The sequence below is a fragment of the Streptomyces sp. NBC_01525 genome (assembly GCF_045040405.1).
Lineage (GTDB): Bacteria > Actinomycetota > Actinomycetes > Streptomycetales > Streptomycetaceae > Streptomyces > Streptomyces benahoarensis.
Map to the genome: position 1 here is coordinate 1 of NZ_CP109399.1, position 19,529 is coordinate 19,529.

At 69.3% G+C, this 19,529-nt stretch carries 17 protein-coding genes; 7 read left to right on the forward strand and 10 right to left on the reverse strand.

Annotated features, from left to right (window positions below; translation table 11 throughout):
- The first annotated feature begins 601 nt into the window (after positions 1–601).
- Positions 602–3,694 (forward strand): Helicase associated domain protein, encoded by a 3,093-nt coding sequence (locus tag OG422_RS31480; protein WP_405748216.1) that lies wholly within the window; start codon positions 602–604, stop codon positions 3,692–3,694.
- A 255-nt stretch (positions 3,695–3,949) separates the two neighbouring features.
- On the opposite strand, the gene OG422_RS31485 is transcribed toward OG422_RS31480, so the two are convergent.
- A complete protein-coding gene (locus OG422_RS31485) occupies positions 3,950–4,543 on the reverse strand; it encodes a transcriptional regulator (RefSeq protein WP_331757267.1) in 594 nt (197 codons plus the stop codon).
- Entirely contained in the window at positions 4,543–6,120 is a 1,578-nt protein-coding gene (locus OG422_RS31490) for a helix-turn-helix domain-containing protein (protein ID WP_331757269.1), read from the reverse strand. Before OG422_RS31490 ends, OG422_RS31485 begins: the two co-directional genes overlap by 1 nt.
- Before the next feature lie 1,023 nt (positions 6,121–7,143).
- Here OG422_RS31490 and OG422_RS31495 point away from each other — a divergent pair.
- The 3 genes from OG422_RS31495 to OG422_RS31505 all read left to right on the forward strand — a co-directional run bounded on the left by OG422_RS31495 (position 7,144) and on the right by OG422_RS31505 (position 9,065).
- Positions 7,144–7,728: a hypothetical protein gene (locus OG422_RS31495; protein WP_143940109.1), complete on the forward strand. Its 585-nt coding sequence runs from the start codon at positions 7,144–7,146 to the stop codon at positions 7,726–7,728.
- A complete protein-coding gene (locus OG422_RS31500; protein ID WP_331757274.1) occupies positions 7,725–8,198 on the forward strand; it encodes a hypothetical protein in 474 nt (157 codons plus the stop codon). The genes OG422_RS31495 and OG422_RS31500 overlap by 4 nt, the downstream gene beginning before the upstream one ends.
- 429 nt (positions 8,199–8,627) lie before the next feature.
- A complete protein-coding gene (locus OG422_RS31505) occupies positions 8,628–9,065 on the forward strand; it encodes a hypothetical protein (protein ID WP_331757275.1) in 438 nt (145 codons plus the stop codon).
- A 528-nt stretch (positions 9,066–9,593) separates the two neighbouring features.
- Here the strand turns inward: OG422_RS31505 and OG422_RS31510 are convergent.
- Both OG422_RS31510 and OG422_RS31515 read right to left on the reverse strand, forming a co-directional pair.
- Positions 9,594–9,839 carry a hypothetical protein gene (locus OG422_RS31510; RefSeq protein WP_405748185.1) on the reverse strand — a complete coding sequence of 82 codons (246 nt, stop codon included), beginning with the start codon at positions 9,837–9,839 and terminating at the stop codon, positions 9,594–9,596.
- A gap of 161 nt (positions 9,840–10,000) precedes the next feature.
- Positions 10,001–11,161, reverse strand: coding sequence for an iron-containing alcohol dehydrogenase (locus tag OG422_RS31515; protein WP_331757278.1), 1,161 nt, complete (start codon positions 11,159–11,161; stop codon positions 10,001–10,003).
- Positions 11,162–11,289: 128 nt separating this feature from the next.
- On the opposite strand from OG422_RS31515, the gene OG422_RS31520 reads away from it, so the two are divergent.
- Complete coding sequence (locus OG422_RS31520) at positions 11,290–12,258, forward strand: LysR family transcriptional regulator (protein WP_405748187.1); 969 nt, start codon at positions 11,290–11,292, stop codon at positions 12,256–12,258.
- A 285-nt stretch (positions 12,259–12,543) separates the two neighbouring features.
- On the opposite strand, the gene OG422_RS31525 is transcribed toward OG422_RS31520, so the two are convergent.
- Positions 12,544–12,915, reverse strand: a complete 372-nt coding sequence (locus OG422_RS31525) for a hypothetical protein (RefSeq protein ID WP_331757282.1) — start codon at positions 12,913–12,915, stop codon at positions 12,544–12,546.
- Between the two features lie 27 nt (positions 12,916–12,942).
- The gene (locus OG422_RS31530) at positions 12,943–13,968 is read right to left on the reverse strand and encodes a restriction endonuclease fold toxin-2 domain-containing protein (protein WP_331757284.1); all 1,026 of its coding nucleotides are present in this window, start codon (positions 13,966–13,968) and stop codon (positions 12,943–12,945) included.
- A 239-nt stretch (positions 13,969–14,207) separates the two neighbouring features.
- Between OG422_RS31530 and OG422_RS31535 the strand changes: the two genes are divergently transcribed.
- Complete coding sequence (locus OG422_RS31535) at positions 14,208–15,425, forward strand: ParA family protein (RefSeq protein WP_331757286.1); 1,218 nt, start codon at positions 14,208–14,210, stop codon at positions 15,423–15,425.
- Positions 15,422–16,465 carry a ParB/RepB/Spo0J family partition protein gene (locus tag OG422_RS31540; protein ID WP_331757288.1) on the forward strand — a complete coding sequence of 348 codons (1,044 nt, stop codon included), beginning with the start codon at positions 15,422–15,424 and terminating at the stop codon, positions 16,463–16,465. The genes OG422_RS31535 and OG422_RS31540 overlap by 4 nt, the downstream gene beginning before the upstream one ends.
- 294 nt (positions 16,466–16,759) lie before the next feature.
- Here OG422_RS31540 and OG422_RS31545 read toward each other — a convergent pair whose 3' ends face one another.
- From OG422_RS31545 to OG422_RS31560, 4 genes are all read right to left on the reverse strand, one after another.
- The gene (locus tag OG422_RS31545) at positions 16,760–17,368 is read right to left on the reverse strand and encodes a hypothetical protein (RefSeq protein WP_331757290.1); all 609 of its coding nucleotides are present in this window, start codon (positions 17,366–17,368) and stop codon (positions 16,760–16,762) included.
- Between the two features lie 9 nt (positions 17,369–17,377).
- A complete protein-coding gene (locus tag OG422_RS31550) occupies positions 17,378–18,217 on the reverse strand; it encodes a hypothetical protein (RefSeq protein WP_331757292.1) in 840 nt (279 codons plus the stop codon).
- A 177-nt stretch (positions 18,218–18,394) separates the two neighbouring features.
- Positions 18,395–18,712, reverse strand: a complete 318-nt coding sequence (locus OG422_RS31555) for a hypothetical protein (protein ID WP_331757293.1) — start codon at positions 18,710–18,712, stop codon at positions 18,395–18,397.
- An 81-nt stretch (positions 18,713–18,793) separates the two neighbouring features.
- Positions 18,794–18,979 (reverse strand): hypothetical protein, encoded by a 186-nt coding sequence (locus OG422_RS31560; protein WP_331757295.1) that lies wholly within the window; start codon positions 18,977–18,979, stop codon positions 18,794–18,796.
- Positions 18,980–19,529: the final 550 nt, after the last annotated feature.

Consider the following 19,529-nt stretch of genomic DNA (forward strand, 5'->3'; position numbering starts at 1 on the left):
ACGCACGATCCTACGGATCGTAAAGACGATAAACCCCTCCGGGTTTAAACAATTCCTCCGGAATTGTTTCGTAAATTCCTCCGAATTTACCGCCCGAGCTGGTCTCGGGGTGTGGTCGGTCCGGCGAGCACAGGGGAGGTTCCTGATGCGACTTCAAGCAGGCGGCCTATGGGAGTGGTGAGGGGATGTCTGCTTCTGACGGGGCGGTAGCGGGCAGTCGATGGGCCATCGGGTTCTGGCCGGTCATCACTCAACGTCCAGGCCACCTGATTCCAGTGTCTTGCGAGTCGCACCCTACCAGAGTTCGCCCCCCGGGTCCGCTTCCTTCCACCCCCCTGCATCACTACGTGATGCAGGGGTAGAATTTGTGAAACGAAGGCACCACCCCAGGGTCGGCAGACCCCTGGGTTTCCCTGCACAACATTTTCCCTCCAGTACCGGAGGGAAAACACCGAATCTCACTCCCGGCCGTCCGGTGTTTTGGTCAGCTCCGGAATGTCCCTTGATGCAGGGGGGGAATCCACGGTGTCTTTCGAGCGGTTTATTGTTGCGTTGATTTTCCTTCAGGGCGGAAATGGAGGGGCAGGGGATGGGAAACAAGATGGGTGAGATTCCGCTTTTCCCGCATCAGGTGGAGTTTGTTGATGCGGTTGTCCGGGGGCTTTCGGGGCCTCTGGATGGGGTGTTGTCTGCCCGGGGGTTGCGTGGGCAGGTGGTGTCGGCGACCGGTACGGGCAAGACGATCTCGGCGGCGACGGCGGCACTGCGGATGGTGCCCCGGGGGCTGGTGGGGGTGTTGGTGCCGACGCTGGATCTGCTGACGCAGACGGTTCAGGCGTGGCGTGCGGTGGGGCACAAGGGTCCTGCGGTGGCGGTGTGTTCGTTGGGGGCGGATCCGCTGCTGGAGGCGTTGGATGTGCGGTGCACGACGAATCCGACGCAGTTGGCGCTGTGGGCGCGTCAGGGGCCGATGGTGGTGTTCGCGACTTACGCGAGCCTGGTGTCTCAGGGTCTGGAGGACGACCAGGACGGCGACGGCGAGGGTGTGGCCGACGAGGAGCGTGCGGGGGCTCCGGGGGTGCTGGAGCAGGCGCTGCGCGGTTCGTACGGCCAGCGGATGAGTCCGTTCGACCTGCTGGTGGTGGATGAGGCGCACCGGACGAGCGGGGCGATGGGTAAGGCGTGGGCGGCTGTTCACGATCAGGAGCGGATTTCGGCGGCGCGGCGGCTGTACATGACCGCCACGCCCCGCCTGTGGGCGCCCGCTGCGGCATCCGGCGAGGCATCCGGTGGGGAGGGCGCGGAGAGCGGCTCTGAAGGCCGGTCAGAGGCGTTGGGCGGGCGGTTGGTGGCGTCGATGGACGACGTCGAGTTCTATGGGCCCGTCTTGTACGAACTCGGGCTGATGGAGGCTGTGGAGCGGGGCATCCTCGCGTCGTTCGAGGTGGATGTGCTGGAGATCCGCGACCCCGAGGCCCCGGGCGAGGGCGCCGTTGCGGAGGAGGTGCGGGGCCGGCGGCTTGCCGCTCTGCAGGCGGCGTTGCTCAAGCACGCGGATGCCACCGGGGTCCGGAATCTGATGACGTTCCACTGGCGCACGCTCGAGGCGATGGCGTTCGCGCGGGCGCTGCCGGAGACGGCCGCGGAGCTGCACGAGACGGATCCTGCGGTCTACCCGAAGCGGGTGGGGGCCGAGTGGCTGTGCGGGGAGCATTCGGCAGCCCACCGGCGGGTGGTGCTCGACCGGTACGCGAACGGGCTGGACGCCGACGGCTGGGTGACCGACCTGGGCATCCTGGCGTCGTGCCAGGTGCTGGGTGAAGGGGTCGACATCCGCGGCAGGCGCGGTGTCGACGGCGTGGTGTTCGCGGACACGCGCAGTTCGCCGGTGCAGATCGTGCAGATCACCGGCCGGGGGCTGCGGCAGGCCCCCGGTGAGGGGAAGGTCGCACGGCTGGTCGTGCCGGTCTTCCTGCAGGCCGGGGAGGACCCTGAGGACATGATGGCCTCCGCTTCCTACCGGCCCCTTGTAGCGGTGTTGCAGGGGTTGCGTGCCCATGACTCCCGGCTCATCGAGCGCATGGTCCTGCGCACCGCCAGCTCCCGTGGCAAGGCCACCTCGGTGGTGGCCCTCGATCCCGGACGCGAGGAGGACGAGCACGACGAGGGCGAGGACGGGCAGTCCGAGGAGGAGCAGCCGGCCTCCGACGGCGGCGCCGGGGAGGGCGCGGAGCAGGACGGCCGGGAGACGGACGCGGCGGCCGAGGCCGCCGGCGGCGAGGACGGGGGCCAGGAGGACGAGGACGGCCGCGGGGGTGTGCCGTTGCTGCGGTTCTCCCTGCCGCGCAACCCCGACGTCATCGCCGCGTTCCTGCGCACCCGGGTGCTGCGGCCGGACTCCGAGGTGTGGCTGTCCGGGCTCAACGCCCTGCGCAAATGGGTCGCGTCGCAGGGGCATGCCCAGGTGCCGATGGACACCGTCGTGCCGCTTGGGACGACCGAGAGCAACGGTGATGGCGGCAACGGCGGGACGTACGCGCTGGGAGCGTGGGTCAGCGAGCAGCGCCGGGCGTTTCGTGCGGGGACGCTGAAGGCATGGCGGGCTCAGTTGCTGGACGAGCTGGGCATGGTCTGGTCAGTCGTCGATGCCCGCTTCTACAAGAACCTCGCCGCCGCCCGGGGCTACTTCGCCGTGCACCGTACGCTCGCTGCGCCCAAGGACGCGTCCCTCGACGGAGTGGCGGTCGGTCAGTGGCTGGCCAACTGCCGCAAGGCGGGCGGGTTGGGCAAGGACGAGGAACGCGCGGCGGAGCGGCGCCGGGCGCTGGAGCGGATCGACCGGGACTGGAATCCGCCGTGGCCGCTCCAGTGGCAGCAGCGGTATGCCGCGCTCGCCGCGGTCCTCGACGACGGGGCCACCCTTCCCGAGATCCTGCCCGGCGTCACCGTGAGCGGCCAGGACATCGGCACCTGGCTCCGCGCGCAGCGGGAGGGGTGGCAGCAGCTGGGCGAAGGGCAACGCAAGCGGCTGGCCGAGCTCGGTGTCACGCCGCTGCCGGCCGCCGTGGAGCGGGCCCGGGCCAGGGCCGCGGAGGGCGGCTCTGCGGCCTTCGATCGGGGGGTTGCGGCCTTGGTGCAGTACAAGGCCCGTACGGGCTCTGTGACGGTGCCCAGGGCCCATGTGGAGACCGTGGTGGTCGACGGTCAGGAGCACGCGGTGAAGCTGGGGGTGTTCTTGTCGAACAGCAAGAGCCGCCGCGCGAAACTGCATGCGGACCGGCTCGCCGCGCTCGCCGCCCTCGCACTGGAATGGGCCGGACCACCACCGAGCTCACCCGGCAGCACGGAGGCGGCCGGCGACGTGCCCGGCCCGCCCGCGCCGTCAGACGCTCGGGTGCCGTCAGACGCTCGGGTGCCGGCGGCCGACGGAAACGGCGCCGGGGCAGAGGAAGAGCACAGGGCCCGGGCGGCGCGGAGCGGCAGGCGGGCGCAGCGCCTGCGTGAGCTCATGCGCAAGCACACCAAGACGGAACTGCTGCGCATGGCCTACGCGCGCGGTCTGGTGCCCTACAACTCCCCCGAGAGGTGGCGCAAGGACGAGATCGCCTCGACCCTCGTGGACCTCGAAGCCCGCGCCCAGCAGGACGAGAACCCTGCGCCGCCGGCCGAAGACCGCGCCCTCGGCACCACCTGACCCGTGGCTGCACCGGCCCGGGGAGGTTGCCCCGGGGCCGGGCGGCGCGTCCGCCCGGCCCCGGGGGGGTGATCGCAGTGGCCATTCCGGCGCCCCGAGGCCTGGCAGCTGGCAGCGCCGGCTCCGGCAGGCCGAGCGGGGCAGGTGAACGACCCAAGCAGTACCTCGTAGATCAGCGCGGGCGGGTGCGGGTTTACGGTGACGGTGAAGGGCCCGGAGTCAATTGGAGTGACTCCGGGCCCTTCGTTCGTGTGGTCAGGCGGCCCAGCCGACGGAGGAGACGTGGGTGTAGGCGTCCCAGTCGGTGCCGAGGCCGCTGCTGATGATCTCGTCCCAGATCGCGTCGAGTTCGTCGGTGTTGCCGTCGATCCAGGCGTCGACGGCGCGGTCCCACACGCCGCCGCGGACGTTGATGGAGCGGGTTTGAAGGTCGCGCTGGTGGCGGCGTTCGACCTGGGACTGGTCGACGGGGTCGATCTCGATGCGGGTGCCGCGGCCGCGGTTGTTGAGCCGGCGCTTGAGGTCGGGGACGGTGTTGCGGCGGCGCAGCTGCCAGTAGGCGGCGTCCAGGCGGGCGAGGTTGGCTTTGCTGGGGGTCTGTTCCTCGGCGAGCCAGGCGATCAGGGTGCGGGGGCGGACGTGGATGCCGGCGCGGTCCATGGCCTCGTAGCCGGCGTCGGAGGCGGTCAGGTAGCGCAGGCGGGCGGCCAGGCCGCGTGCGGTGCCGACGGGTGACTCGATGCCGGTGACCATGCGGTCGAGGCCCTCGGCCAGGGCGACCCAGCCGGGCAGGCCGCGGGCCCGGTAGGCGCCCAGGTCCCGCCAGCGGCCCGCTTCGGTGCCGGCCATCAGCGGGTCACCTTGCCGAGGGTGTACTCGCCGGAGGCCTTGGCGTCACCGTGCTTGATCTTCATCTGGGCCACGCCGCGGCCTTCGGCGAAGACCTGGCGCCAGTCGCCGGTGACGTGCAGCTCGTCGGTGCCCATCATGGCGACGACGTCGAGGCCGGCCTGGTGGGCTTTGTAGGCCTTGGCCCACAGGTTGGCGTAGGCCTGGCTGTGGATGTTGTGCATCCAGTCCGGGCGGATGACGTCGCGGTTGTGGATCGACTCGCCCATGGTGGAAACGAACTTCGAATACATCGCTTTGACGTACTCGGTGGTGACCGTGTCGTCTTCCTCGATCGCTTTTTCCCGCGCGGCGGTGAGAATCTTGCGGAGCGCGTCGAGGAAATTCTCTGTCGCGCCGGACGTCCACGATTCGTGGATTTCTGGCGCGCTGGTAAGGCCGTATTTCGGTCCGGCCAGGCGCGATAGCAGCCTGAGAGTGGCGTCGGTGACCCACAGTGCCCCGTCGGTGTCGCGGTCGCCGAGGGGGTTGGGCAGATGCGGGTGGCGCCATGGGGCGGGGGTGATCAGGTGGACTCCGGAGCGCTTGGGGTCCACGCCGTCGGCGCCGGTGGTGTGCTCCAACTTGCCGATCGGCAGCCAGCACTTGAGGGCGGAGAGGTAGGCCGCGTTGGCGTCGAGGGCGGTGACCTGGACGCTGCCGGGCAGCTTGAGGGAGAAGTCGGGGTGGTGGAAGGCGGGGCGGGCCTCCCAGATCTGGTCCGGCTCACGCTTCGAGGGCTTCTTGAGAATGTCCGGCAGCGCCGGATAGGCGGTGAACTGGTAGCGGGCGGTGGCCCGGGTCTCTTCGAACAACGTCATGACGTCCGGGATGGCGCGCTTGATCAGCGCCTTCAGTGCGGCCTCGGTGTCGCCTTCGGCGCGCTCCAGCTCCTCGTGCACGGCGCGGGTGATCAGGGTGTGGGTCTCGGCCTGGGCGCGGGCCGCGGACTTCGCGCGGCGCTGGGGACGGGTCGGCACCGGTGCCGGTACGGGCGAGGCCGTGGCGGCGGGTGCGGGAGCCGGTGTGGGGGCGGCTGTGGGCTGGGTGGCGGCCGTGGGCTGCGGGGCCGTGGGAGCCGCTGGGGGCTTGCACAGGGCGCCGGCGTGCAGGGGACGGCCGTCGGTGGACCGGTGCGGTGTGACAACGCCGCACCGGATGCACGGGCCCGGCTCCCCCTGGACGGCCAGCCCGTCGACGCCCCACGCAGTCTGGGCAGCCTGGGCGGCCTGTGGCGCGACGAACGCGGGCGCCACCGGCTCCGGGGCGACCGGGGCTGCTGCGCGGGCGGGATGGAGTCGGGCGAGGCCCTCCAGGAGGCGGAGGTACTTGCCCCGCGCGGGCGGTTGCGGCGTGCTGGAGCCGTCTTCCCAGTTGGCGACGGTCTGACGACCCACCCCCACCGCCGCAGCCACCTGCGCCCGGGACAGATCAGCGGCCTCACGCAGACGACGACGCTCCGCCGGCCCGGGCATACCCGCCGTCAACCGCGCTTCCTCCAACAAGGCTTCCACACCATCGAACTGGTCATCACTCATACACCCAACATACCGAAAATTGGACGCAAAATGGAAGCAGATTTGACATCCACTAGACACCAATTTGTCGTTCGATGAGGCGGACACAAGAAGGGCGCTGAGCGTGGCCCCTGGACAGAGGAGCAGACGGCGGACTGAGGACCGCAGGGCTAGGCACCAACCGAAGTGCCCAGGGACCCGACCTTCTTCGCCGTCAGAGCCGGACACTCCACCCCGGCCTGCACCGACGAACTCGCCCACAACCCCGGAACCTCAACCCTCGAACAGCACCCCCGACCAGCGCAACATAAACCTCCGACAATCGGAGGCACCGAAGTCGCCCGGCCCCCAGGCCGGGCAACGAAACCCACCACCCACACCAACCCCGCCCGCCCTTACAACCCACACCACCCACACCACCCCCCAACCCCACCAACACCCCCTACAACCCACAAACCACCACCAAACCACACACAAAACAGCACCAGCTGACCCCAGGTGACAGCTCGCATGTCACCTGAAGGTGCCCACCCACAGATAGCCGCGTGCCGGTAGTTGATAACGGCAGCAAGATCCAGTATCACGCGCGCGCACGTTCTAGAGGGGGTAGAGAGATGTACGTTTCCCCAGGTCAGGGGCTCTTTTGCTCTTCAGGGGTATCACCCCTGGGTGATATCGGAGGGTCCTGGATATCACCCAGGGGTTGTAAAACCCTGCCAGTTTGTGCAGCAGGTGCACATTTCAAGAGAGAGGGCCTCAGAGGGCGTCGCGCGTTTTGTGCACCACGCGCACAAAACGCGCGGGCGCGCTGGAGGTTCACTTCGCGCTCGAATATCACCTGGGGGTGATATCGACACGCGGAAAGTGCGCCACGAGTACAGAAATGTGCGCCAGAGGCACAATCCAGTATGCTGCGGCTCCCACCGCGTGATCATGAGGAGCGGAGTCCCGATGTCGGCCCAGCCCTACCAGCCGCGCCGGAAGCCCACTCCGGCCAACGCTCCCCCGGCACCGCCTCCGAGCGCGTTCCGGCAACCAGGAGCGTTGAGGCAGGCCAACGTGGTCAACCTGCCGGAGGGCTACCGGGCTTCGGTGGAGCCGCCGGTCACCAGCGACGGATTCCTCGATGAGGCTTTCGTCATGGACAGCCAGACGTTCCTGTGCTGGCTCGCCGACTACTACCGCGACGACTTGGTCTCCCTGCGGCTGATCGTCCGGATGATGGGCATGCAGAAGCCCGGCGGCATCGTGGTCGCCACCCAGGTCCGCCTCGCGGGTCTGCTGAAGGTCAAGCAGTCCCAGATCTCGCGGTCGTTGAAGGAAGCTGGGCAGATCGGGGTGGTCGTGAAGGTCAAGGGCGGTGTCTACCAGCTGCACCCCCGGCTGACCCTCAAGGGCGGCCGGGTCCCGGTCAAGTCGAAGCCGGGCCTGCGAGCCCAGGGCACCATGAAGGTGGACCAGCTCTCCCTGCTGGACGCGATCGAAGACAATGAGGATCTGCCAGAGGCATTCCGCCACCTGCGGAACCTGCCGGACCCGGAGAAGAAGCCACCCCGGGAGGACAAGGCCCGGGCGCGGGCCCGCGCCGCCGCCAAGAAGGCGCGGCCGGAGGAGGATAGGACGTCATGACCGTCGCTGTGCAGAGCATGGTTCCCGATTACGTCTGGACCGCCAACAACGCCCTCGTGTTCACCCCGACGGGCATGCCCCTGGCCGCCTACCCGCTCATTCCAAAGCTCCTGGGCAACCAGGAGCCCGGCGGACGTGTTGTGGCCGTGCAGGATGTGATCGCCAGCTGGGTCGGCATGAGCCGCTCGCAGGTCACGCGGGGCCTGCAGCACCTCGGGTTCGCGCAGATGGTGTGGAAGGAGGGCAACGGCGTCTACCGCCTCAGCCCGCTCATCGCCGGCTTCCGCACCCCCGCGGAGCAGCTGGCAGCGATCGGGGAGATGGACGACGACGACCGGTTCGACCACCCCCACTTCCAGGAACGCTACGAGCACCGCGTCGCCGAGTACGAAAAAGAGCGCTTGGAGAAGGCCGTCCGTCGGCAGCGGCCGACCGAGCCGATCGACCTCGCCTCCCGCCGGAAGCGCTGACCTTCCACCAGGCCGGGGCCCTGATTCGCTCCCGACGCGATGCCGCCCCTTCTTTCGGCACCGAACGACCAGCGTCCTCCACGAGCGCCTGGAGAACACGGTGAGCAACGTCGGCGACCGCCCGACGCGACAGGACCTGGCCCACCGTACGACGCGGACGGTGCTGCACCCCGGTGCAGCACCGTCCGCGTTCTACAGGTAGACGAGGTGCTGGCGGACGCCCGTACCGACGGAGTTGGCGCCATTGGAGGACTCCATCACCTTCAGGCCCCCTCGACCTCCCGCTGGAGGTCGCGCAGCTGCGGGGAGCGGGCCGCAGCGAAGGGAGCCTTGCGCGTTGACCGGGGGAGGCCCCGTACGGACGTTCCCCTGGTTGCTGAGCTGCGCGCCACGCATCGGGCGGCAGGTCGGGCGCGGTAGTTGTGTGGCGTGACCCATGACTTTGGCTTCCGCCTCGCCCTGGAGATGGGCAATCACTTCGGACTGCCGACAGACCGGTGGCCTGCCAGCGCCGGGCCCACCGCGTCGTTCTTCACGATCGTCGTCAACGTGCTGGAAGACCAGGAGCGGGCAGCGCAGTGGTTCGAGGCGGCCCGCCGAGCTCACCACCAGGCGGCGTCCGCAGCTACGGTCGGCTCCTACCAGTTCAGCTTCCACGACCTCCTTGAGATGGAGCTCGACAACATGCGGCGCGGACCAGAACTCGTCTTCAGAGCCGCTTGGGCGGCGTTGACCGCACCGTACGGGTTCGTGCGAGGCGATGGCGTCGACACCTGGGATGTGTACCTCGACTGCGCCGCCCGGGCATGCAGGCGTAGCACCGACCGGCGCGGGGTCACGACGTCGATCGTTGAGCCTGCCCCGTAGCCGACGCTCCACGGCGCGCCTGCCCACCGCGCTGCCGGACGGGACATTCTCTCCATAGAGGGCCGCGTCGCTGACCTGTACGTGCGGCTCCGTACTGGCCCCCGTCAGCCGAAAAAAATCGGTACGGGCGTGCCTCCTCGCCTACGAGCGCGGTTTCCGACGTTCTTCCAGATCCTGTCGATTTCGGCTCGACGATGTCCAGGGCGCGCGCGGCATCCCAGCCGGCGACCCGCAGCGCGGCGGGCACCAGCTCCCGGGCCCGGGCGACCGACACGCCAACGGGTTCGTCGCCGTCGTCGCAGACCGTACGGATGAGCTGGCCTCGGACAACCCGGGCGGTCTCCCACCCGCGCCACACCCCCAGTTGCCGGTCCTCCCGGCTGCCGCGCTCGAAGCTCTGCGACAGCGGAGGGAAGGCCAGCACCAGCTCGCATCCCGCCCTCCAACTCGTCGCCGCCGCAGCGTGCCGAGCAGCACCGGCGCACGGGAAGATCCCACCGCCTCCCGCGGACGGCGGCGCCGGGCGCCTCAACTCCAGACGCTCTCCGCGCTCGGATCGAGGGCGGGCCAGTCGGACAGCAGCTTGGTGATCTTCTCGCCGGGCACAGTGACGCCCTGGCTCTGACCCAGGAGCCGCGCATAATCGACATCCGCGACCACCGCGGTGAACAGCAGCCCACCGACGGGGTCGTAGCCGAAGAGCAGCCCATAACCGCCGGCCACCTCGGGCAGCTGAGCACCCCAGCAGAACTCCCGGTATGCGTCAGGCGTCATGCCTTTGGTGGTGGCGAAGCGTCGCCATTCGATGCGCATACCCAGGTCTACCCTGCGGTGCCACCGTCAGACCTCGCACCAACGCCGAGCGAGTTCGTGTGCCTCGGCGGCAGACCTCCTGGTGTTTGCGGCCACAGATCCTGAAGTGTGCTGACGGGATGTCAGCCGTAGATCTGGGTGTAGAGGTCCTGGATCTGGTCGGTGGTGGGCACGACGGGGTTGTTGGCGGGGGAGCCGGAGGCGAGGGCCTGCTCGGCCATCAGGGGCGTCAGGCGGGCCCAGGCGTCCTGGTCGATGCCGTAGGCGCGGGGTGTGGGCACTTCCAGGTCACGGCACAGGCAGCGCAGTGCGTCGACGAGTTTGCCGGCGGCCACGGCGTCGGTGTCCGTGGGGGGCGCGGCGCCCAGGGCGCGGGCGCAGTCGGCGTAGCGGCCGGGCGCCGCGTGCACGGAGAAGGCGGTGACGGCGGGGAACAGCATGGCGTTCGACAGGCCGTGGGCGACGTGGAAGTGGGCGCCGATGGGGCGGCTCATGCCGTGCACGAGGGCCACGCTGGAGTTCGAGAACGCGATGCCGGCCTGGGTCGCGGCGAGCATCATCGCCTCGCGGGCCGGTGCGTCCGCGCCGTCGGCGTACGCGCGGTGCAGATGGCGGCCGATGGTGGTGATCGCGGTGAGGGCGAGGCTGTCGGAGAAGGGGTTGGCCTTGCGGCTCACGTACGCCTCGACGGCGTGGGTGAGGGCGTCGAGGCCGGTGTCGGCGGTCAGCCGGGGCGGCATCGACATGGTCAGTTCGACGTCGATGACGGCGGCGAGCGGCAGGAACGCCGGGCCCAGGCAGAGCATCTTCTCGTCCGTGGCGCTGTCGGTGATGACGGTGAACTGGGTGGCTTCCGATCCGCTGCCGGCGGTGGTGGGGACGGCGATCACCGGGAGCGCGGGGCCGAGGTTGACGCGCGGGGCCTTGTAGTCGTGCATGTGGCCGCCCTGGACGCCGAGGAGCGCGAGGGCCTTGGCCGTGTCCATCGGGCTGCCGCCGCCGAAGCCGATCACCGCGTCCGCCTCGTGAGCGCGCAGCGCTGTCAGGCCCGGTGCCAGGGAGTCAGTCGTCGGGTCGGGCACGGTGCCGGAGAACAGCCGCGGGTGCAGTCCGGCGCCCTTCAACGCCGCCAGCAGGCGTTCCGCCGCGCCCGAGCCGGCCAGGAAGCCGTCTGTCACCAGGAGGGGGCGGCTCAGCCCCAGTCCGGTGAGGACGTCGCCCAACTCGTCGGCTGCGCCGCGGCCGACGCGCATGATCTGTGGCAGGGAAAGACTGGCAACCATGGAGGGCCTCTCAACTGTTCATGGGATGGGGCTCCGGCCGGGCGGTTCGACTGTGACGCCCGTGCGCCTGTGCGTTCAAGCGCCAATGACGCAGATCCGGTCTGCACAAATGCAGATACGGTCACCTCGTGCATCCAGGTCCCCGCCCAGCAACCGAGCATCTGGCCCCGCTTGTGGAGAGCAGCCGCGGCACGGTCGATCCGCGTCGGCTTCGCGCGGACGACCTGCGCTTTCTGCTCGCGGTCGCGCGTACGGGCCGTCTGGTGGCCGCGGCTGATGCCCTCGGCGTCGACCACACCACCGTGTCCCGCCGTATCGCCGCCCTGGAGAAGGGCCTCGGCACCCGGCTGATCGAACGCGGCTCGGAGGGCTGGGCCCTGACGGACGCCGGAAAGGCCGTCTCGCAGAGCGCCCGCGCGATCGAGGACGCCCTGGCCCGCGTCGTCGAAGCCGTGGCCGGCCAGGGCGCGCCCGCCCTGCACGGCACCGTGCGGGTGAGCGCTCCCGACGGGTTCGGCACCGTCTTCGCCACATCTGCGTTGGCCCGGGTACGCCGTCAGCATCCCCGGCTCCAGGTCGAACTCGTCACGGCGACCCGACAGCTGACCCTGCACGCCTCAGGATTCGATCTTGCCCTGGCCATCGGCAGGCCGACGGGTCACCGGCTGGTGACGGAACACCTCACCGACTACGCACTGGGGCTGTACGCCAGTGACGAGTACCTCGCCCGGCGCGGGTCCCCTGAGGAACTCGCCGACCTGCGAGAGCACGCACTGGTCTTCTACATCGAGTCGATGCTCCAGGTCGGCGACCTCGACATCGAACGCCATCTGCCGGGCGCCACCACCGCATTCTCCTCCACGAACGTCTTCGCCCAGGTCGAAGCCACCCGCCTGGGGGCCGGGATCGGGGTGCTGCCGGCCTTCCTGGCCCACCGGGCCCAGCTGCGACGGCTGCTGGCCGACCAGGTCGACATCAGGTTGCCGATCACGCTGGCGGTCCGGCGGGAAGCGGTCACGCACCCTGCCGTACGGGCCGTGCGCGACGCCCTGCACCACGAGGTCGCCGAACGCACCGCCGAACTGCTCCCGGAATGAACCTGCTCTTGCTCAAGATGAACCGTCGTCCTGCGGGATGCAGAACGCGCTGGACGGGCACGGCTTCTGGGCGGCGACGGTGGGCGCCATCAGGCATCCGAGCCCACGGTCCGGAGCCGTCGCACCGCGGAGGTGAGCATGGGCGTAGGCAGCAACCGCTCCAGCGTCGTCGGCGCAGGGCGGATTGGAATGTTCCGGGCCCGCCCCAACTGCGCGCATGCGGTGACGACGTCCATGGGCCGGTGCCCTTGACCGGTCCGGGGCCGTGCCCATCCGCGGCCGGTCTCAGCCGCCGAAGGACTGGGCGAAGGGCTCGGGATCGGGTGAGAGGTCGACGGGCTCCAAGGTGGCATCGGCTTCGCTCCACCACACAGCCGGAACATCGGGGGCGAGCTCACGCAAGAGGCGGTGGACGACGCGGGCCGGCACCTCCAGGTCCTGGTGGTCGGGGAAGCGCAGCACCTTGTACTCGTCGTCCCAAATGAAGGTGAGTGTCTCGTCGTCGAGGTGGATCTGCAGCTCGGTGGTGTCGCCGTCGTAGGTGTCGACGGTGGTGTCGGGCCAGATCCGGGTGGCGGTGGCAGCGAGGTCCTCGGCGGTGAACGACCAGCGGGCGCCGCGTTGCTGGTCGGCGCTGATGTAGTAGTGGGTTCCCACGGGCTCGTCCCTTTTCGGTGATGGCGGTTACTTCTCGATGCGGGTCTCGCCCGGCACGTGTTCGGCAGCCAGCATGGCGTCGTAGTAGGCGCCGGCCTTCTCGTCGTTGGTGATGACCTCAAGGTGGTTGACCTTGTTGCGAGGGTCCTTGAAAGCCTCGGCGTAGCGTCTCGCCTCGTCCTCCTGGCTCTTCATCGTTGACTCGTAGACGAAGTCGGGGACGTTGTCGATGTTGCCCACGCGCAGGGGTGAGCGGCAGCTCTTTTGCTGGCCGATGTATTTGGCGTCGATCGCGGCGCCGTCCTCGGCGCGCACGCCGTCGGCGTTCATCCCGCGTTCGCGTCCGCTGTCCGTGGTCACGGGAGTGTAGAGGTTGTACTCCGTGGATCCGGCCACCCGTATCTGGTAGGCCCGCCGGGCGTCGACCTTCGGTTTCTTACCGGTCGGCTGCACAGCAGGGCTGGTGCGGCCGTCGGCGTCCATCTGGCTCATCCACCCGTGCATCTGCTGCTGGCCGGCAGGCGACAGGGGCGGGAAAGCACTGTTCGGGGAGCGGGGAAGGGGCGGCAGACCACCGGCCGGTGTAGGGGTGCTGGCTGCGGCAGGTGTCGCGGCCAGTGTCATTGCGGCGGTAGTGGCTGCGGGGATGACGATGCGTGCTGCGGCGGAGTCAACGACGGCGGCGGCCTCGGCGAGGACGGCGAGCTCGGCGCTGGCTTCGACTTCGGCGGTCATGGCTGCGGCGGCGGCACCGGCCTCGGCGATCAGCGCGGCCTCCCCGCCGGCGGCCACCGCGTCGGAGGCGCCGACGGTGATCAGCTCGCCGACATGCTGCCAGTCGCGGGCCGCCTGGCGCAGCTTGTCCGGGTCGCCTTGTGGCCAGAACGTGGCGATGATCTCGCGCACCGTCCAGTTGGCGCGTCCGACGGTGGTGGGGATGTCGACGGCGCGGGGTTCGCTGCTGCACTGCGGATCGGCGGAGGCCGGGAGCTGCTGTGGCTTCATCATGCTCGCCGAGACGTCCGCGTCGGTGCGGATGTAGTTCATGGCCATCGTGTAGAGGCTGTTGGCCGTGCCCCCGAGGTGGGCGACGGCCGGGATGGCGCGGGCTGAAGAGCCACCAGCGCGGCGGGCGGCGGGCGGGATTACACAGGTCGCCCCGATCGCTCAGAATTTGCCAGCATCGATTCGCGCTGGCCGTGGACCTGCGGGATGCGGTAGGCGCACAGCCGAATGGAGACACTAACGCCCCTAACGCTATTAACCTCATCGACGTTAGTAAAGTGCACTCCATGACGAGTCCTCAAAGCGACCGTGAGAAGGTCGTATCCAAGCTTCCCGCTGGCCTCCGTCAGCTACTCAAGGTCCGCGCCGCCCAGCTCGGGATCGCGCTCCAGGACGCCGCGGCAGAAGGCATCGCCTCGTGGCAGGCCCTCGGATCCAACCTCAAGCCCCTCGACACGTCGGGAGCGGAATCCTTCTCCACCTGGCTTCCCACCGGGCAGTGGGAGCAGTTCCGTGCCGACGCGTCTGCACGCGGTGTCTCCCTGATCCAGGGGCTTGCCCAGTCGGTCCAACTCTGGCTGGACTCCAACCCTGCTCCCACAGTGGAGCGCCCGGCGTTCGCCCGGCGGATGATCATCTGCAACCAGAAGGGCGGCGTGGGCAAGACCATGGTCACCGCTGGGCTGGGGGAGGCCTGCGCGGAGGACAGCGAACAGCTCTATGCCGTGCGGGCTCTGAAGTACCTGTTCGACGACAATCGCGAGGCCGATGTCGCCGAACTCCCGGGCCTTGGCCACCGTGTTCTGCTCGTGGACTTCGACCCGCAGTGTCACCTCACCAAGCAGCTCGGCCAGGACATCATCCCGCGTGACGAGGACAGTCTGGCCAAGCACATGATCGGGGAGAGCAAGAGCGACATCCGCGACCTGGTCGTGCCCGTTGCCGAGGAAAGCTTCGGCGGGCGCCTGGCTCTCCTCCCCGGCTGTCACGACGCCTTCCTCATCGACCTCGGCCTCGCCCGCGCCCGGGCGAGGGAAGCGGCTCTTGAGCGTGCTCTCGCCCCACTTGAGGACGACTTCGACACGATCATCATCGACTGCCCGCCGAGCCTGGGGCTGTCCATGGACACCGCGATCTACTACGGCCGACGCCGCGACGGCGAGCGTCCCGGCGCCTCAGGCATCGGCATCGTCGTCCTCGCCGAGGACAGCAGCGCCGACGCCTACGAGCTTCTCGTCGAGCAGATCGAAGACGCACGCAACGATCTGCGCATCGACATTGACTACCTCGGCCTGATCGTCAACCAGTACGACGCGCGCCGCGGCTACATCGCCACGAGCTCGCTTGAAGAGTGGAAGGCCATAAAGGACCCGAGGGTCATCGCGGTCCTCCCCGATCGCACACAGCAGCGTGAAGCCGTCCGCGTCAAGGAGCCACTCCTGTCTTACGCCCCGGCATGTGAGCAGTCCATGAACCTGCGAGCGCTGGCCAGGGAGATCGCGTGAGCCGCAAGGCCGACAAGCTCGGAAAGTCCCGCAGCTTCTCACGAGCCAACCACTCCGTCAGCGACCGTCGGGCAGCCATCGCTCAGGCCACCGGCACCACCCTCGACGGTTACGGAGGTCAGCCGAAGTACCCGCAGACGCTGCCTCTGAAGCTGATCAGCGAGAACCCTGGCAATCCCCGCGAAGAGCTAGGGGACCTCGCTGGCCTCCGCCAAAGCCTCCTTGAGGTAGGGCTGGTCAACGCCATCACCGTCGTGACCGTGGAGGCGTATCTCGCGGATCGGCCTGGCCGAGCGGAAGAACTCCGGCCCGGCACGGAGTACGTGGTCGTCGACGGCAACCGGCGCCTCGCGGCAGCACGCGAAGCTGGACTCGAAGCCCTCAAGTACAGCCTCGACGATGCGTTCGCGACCTCCGACGAGCAGCTCCTGGAGGCCGCCTACGTCGCCAACGTCCACCGGGAGGACATGACCGAACTTGACGAGGCGACGGCTCTCGAGCGCCTCGTCAAGTTCTACGGTTCCCAGAACAAGGCATCGCAGCGGCTCGGGATCTCCCAGGGATTCATCTCGCAGCGGCTCTCCCTGCTCAAGCTGGACCCCGCGCTCCAGGCCGACCTCGACGCCGGGAAGCGCAAGGTCGAGCATGTCCGCGGCCTCAGCAAGTTCCCCCCACAGCAGCAGAAGGACGAGGCGGACAAACGGGCCGCGACGGCGGAGAAGAAGGCCCAGCAGCGGAAGAGGCAGACCCCGTCCTCCGTGGCACCGACCGAGAGCGGCGTACGCACCGCCCCCGCGGGGGCAGCCGAACCCGGCCCACAGGACCCCGTCCCGGCGCCAACTGCCAGTGCCGTAGCCACTGCCCCGGTTCCGGCGCCAGCTTCAGCCCCTGAGCCCAAGCAGTCGGAAACCACCGCCGCATCCGTCGAAGGCTGGCCCTTCGACCGCCCCGCCACCGTCTTGACGATCCTGCGTCAACACATGGAGGAGCCCCTCTTCGAGCAGCTCCTCCGCGAAGCCGCTCAGGAACTGCAGCGCTGAAGCTCCTGAGCAGAGCCGGAGCTACCGCTTGGTTATTACGGCGTAATAACCGGCAGCGCCGGATCGAGGGCATCACCAGCCAGACGCAGACGCAGGACCCGCTGTGGTTATTACGGCGTAATAGCCGTCAGCCCCAGGAACGCACGAAGGCCCGTATCTCCGAACGGCGCTTTCTACGGGCCTTCGTGCGTGGTGCGGAGATCAGACGGCCCAGGTCGCGGGCGCGCCTTCGTCGGGGTTGGGGAGGTCGCCGGCGGCTGGTTGGACACCGTGGCGCCTGCCCCGGGGCGTGTGTCAGATCCCGGTGGTGTCCGGGTCGGCCATGTCCAGGGAGTCGAGCAGTTCCAGCAGGTGGGCCGGTCCGGACAGGACGGTGGTGCCCTCGCCGGACTCCAGGGTGTACTGCTCCGTCCAGCCCACCGAGTGCTTGGTGCCGAGGTCGTCGTGGTGGGGCTGGAAGCGCAGGTACAAGCCGGGCGCCAGGTAGTAGGTGGCGGTGCCGTCCTCGTAGCCCTGCCACAGGTCGTCGGTGGCGGCGGGGTTGCGCAGGTCGCTCCAGTACCAGCGGGACTTGGCCTTGTACGCGACGTCGGTGGCCGCCTGTGCGGCGACGCGGGGCCGGGCCTCGTCCCGGGAGGCGGCCGGGGCGGCGGGCTCGGTGTCGCGCAGGGCGCGGCGCACGGGGCCGGTGGCGGTGGCCAGCAGACTGTCGGTGAGGGCCGCGGCCGCCACCCCGGCGGCAACACCGGCGGCGAGGCGGCTGATGGGACCGTGCCGCTCGGTGGTGCGGGCGTGAGCGAAGCGGCCGACGGCGGTCCCGACGACCACGCCGCCGACGATGCTCAGGTGGTCGAGCACGTCCGCGCCGATGGTGCGCGCGGTGGTGGAATTCGAGAGGGTCACGAACGCTCCTCAACTTGGTGCGGGCCGGGGCTGTCCGGTCCTCTGCACCGCCCCGGCCGCGGTGGTCGCGGTCGGGGCGGCACAGGGGGCCGCCAGGTGGATCAGGGTCACTTCGACGCGGCGATGGCGGCGGCGATGCCCCCGCTCACACCACGGCGTGTCGAGGGCGTCACCGCGCAGGGCGTCGAGGACATACGCGTCGAGCCGAGCCTGGTGCTGGGCGGCCACGGTCAGGTCGGTGGCACGGTTGCGGGCGTAGTGGAGCGCGGCCGGGCTGACGTCGGTGTCGGCGAGGAGCTGGTTGACGGTGTCGACGGCCAGACGCTCGGCCCAGTACTGCGCGGCCGACTCGCGGCGAGCGCGCGAGGTCGCGTAGGCCACCGACTGCGCCCACCTGCCGCTGCCGCAGGTACGGCCGCCGCACTGCTCCCAGTTCCGGCGCCGCTCGCGCATGCCCTCAGGGTCGGCGTCCCAGTCGGCGGCCCACTGGGCGGCCCGTTCGGGGATCTGATGGCGGATGACGTCCAGGACCTCACGACCGCCGGCCCCGAGGGCAGGCCAGGCGTCGGTCTCCTGGGCGACGCGGATCTGGTGGGAGAGGAGCCGGTAGGGGTAGTGGCGCTGGTCCCAGTTGCCGGTGTCGCCGAGCGGTTCGACGATCCACAGGCGAATCGGCCAGGTGACGGGCCAGATGCGGGTGTCCTCCAGTGCCTCACCGACGCGCTTGACCATGCGGAAGTAGGAGAAGTCGCTCTCGTCGAACCACTTGTTGCGGCAGGGGTTGGGGTGGTCGATGACCTGGCCGATGTTGTCGGCGAGGCTGATCGGTGTCCCGGCCTGGCGGGACATCTCGATGGTGCCGTTGGTGGACAGTTCGACGGTGCGCGGTGAGGCCAGCGCGTCCGTCCTGGGGCGGCAGTGGCCGGTGGCCGGTCATGCCGCCCCTCATCTCGGCCAGGTATGAGGGGGCTCGGGTAGTCCGCGGTCCGGCTCATGCGCGAACCGCGTCCTCGTGGTCGGCGGGAGCTATCGGCGGCTGGTGCGCAGGGTGATCCAGGTGGTGACGAGTCGGTGGTGGGCGCGTTGCAGCAGGGCGGCGACGGGGGTCGGGTACAGGTCCGGCAGTGGGTGAGGGGTGGTTTCGGCGGGGACGGTGACGGCGTCGGCCAGGTCCATGGGTTCGGCCGGGATGTGTGCGGTGTTCACCTCGAACGTCACGGCGGCTTCGTCCAGCTTGACGGTCATCTCCGCGTCGATGGCGGTCAGCCGGTCCTCAAGGGAGAGTTCCGGGGAGGCTTCGCTGGTTGTGGGTGGTCTGGCGGGTGCGCTGATGAGGTTCTGCACGAGGCCCTCACAGGGTCGGTGGGATGGGTGGGTGCACTGGGCGGGAGGGCTGGTGCCTCCCGCCCAGGAGGGCCGCGGCCGTCAGTCGGTGGGCTCAAGGAGGCCCAGGCCCTGGCGCAGCTCGTGCAGGGCGTCGCCGCCGGCGTCGGCTGCTACGAGGACCTCGCGGGCTTTGCTGTCGTCGGAGGCGCCGACGCCGATGGAGTTGTCATGCTGGGGCGGGCAGCCGGTAGGCGGCGTGCCGGGTGGGGGAAGAGAGGTGGGCATGGAGTTTTTGTTCGTGTGCGGTTGGTGCGAGGCGGAGAACGTCGTCTACTGCCCCCGCGCGGGATTTTGGGGAACCCGGTTCGAGGACCCCGAAGAGTTCGACTGCTGGGATTGCGGGGGGACGAGTACCACTCCGCCAAGCCCATGGACGCCGGCCGAGTAACGGGGCGGTCGGTTACGTAACCATCTACACCGCTCCGGCTCCCCGGGGCTGCCACGCACGTTCGACGAGTGGCAGCCGGATCATCAGACACGTTGTCAGAAGGTGGAGGGGCTGCAGGTGCAGGGGGTAGGCTGCGCTGTACGCCAGATGACCATGCAGGTCCTGACGGCGACTCAAACCACATATGGAGCGACCCCGCTCCCCCGGCTGGTAACCGGGATCGACGCGGGGTCGTTGCCGGGAGTGAACCCCGGCCATCGCCAGCCAGAAAAGGGAAAAGGGCCAGCGTTATGGCAAAGAGTACCCGGACATCCGGGCTTGCAGACAGTGGGACTCCCGTCAGCGCCGTGAAGATCACACCGGCGCCCCAGAGCGGAGCCCCTGTCC

Coding starts and splice junctions, on each gene's coding strand:
- OG422_RS31480 (WP_405748216.1), top strand. CDS start 602: ATGGGTGAGATTCCGCTTTTCCCGCATCAGGTGGAGTTTGTTGATGCG.
- OG422_RS31485 (WP_331757267.1), bottom strand. CDS start 4,543: ATGGCCGGCACCGAAGCGGGCCGCTGGCGGGACCTGGGCGCCTACCGG.
- OG422_RS31490 (WP_331757269.1), bottom strand. CDS start 6,120: ATGAGTGATGACCAGTTCGATGGTGTGGAAGCCTTGTTGGAGGAAGCG.
- OG422_RS31500 (WP_331757274.1), top strand. CDS start 7,725: ATGACCGTCGCTGTGCAGAGCATGGTTCCCGATTACGTCTGGACCGCC.
- OG422_RS31510 (WP_405748185.1), bottom strand. CDS start 9,839: ATGACGCCTGACGCATACCGGGAGTTCTGCTGGGGTGCTCAGCTGCCC.
- OG422_RS31515 (WP_331757278.1), bottom strand. CDS start 11,161: ATGGTTGCCAGTCTTTCCCTGCCACAGATCATGCGCGTCGGCCGCGGC.
- OG422_RS31530 (WP_331757284.1), bottom strand. CDS start 13,968: ATGGCCATGAACTACATCCGCACCGACGCGGACGTCTCGGCGAGCATG.
- OG422_RS31535 (WP_331757286.1), top strand. CDS start 14,208: ATGACGAGTCCTCAAAGCGACCGTGAGAAGGTCGTATCCAAGCTTCCC.
- OG422_RS31550 (WP_331757292.1), bottom strand. CDS start 18,217: ATGTCCCGCCAGGCCGGGACACCGATCAGCCTCGCCGACAACATCGGC.
- OG422_RS31560 (WP_331757295.1), bottom strand. CDS start 18,979: ATGCCCACCTCTCTTCCCCCACCCGGCACGCCGCCTACCGGCTGCCCG.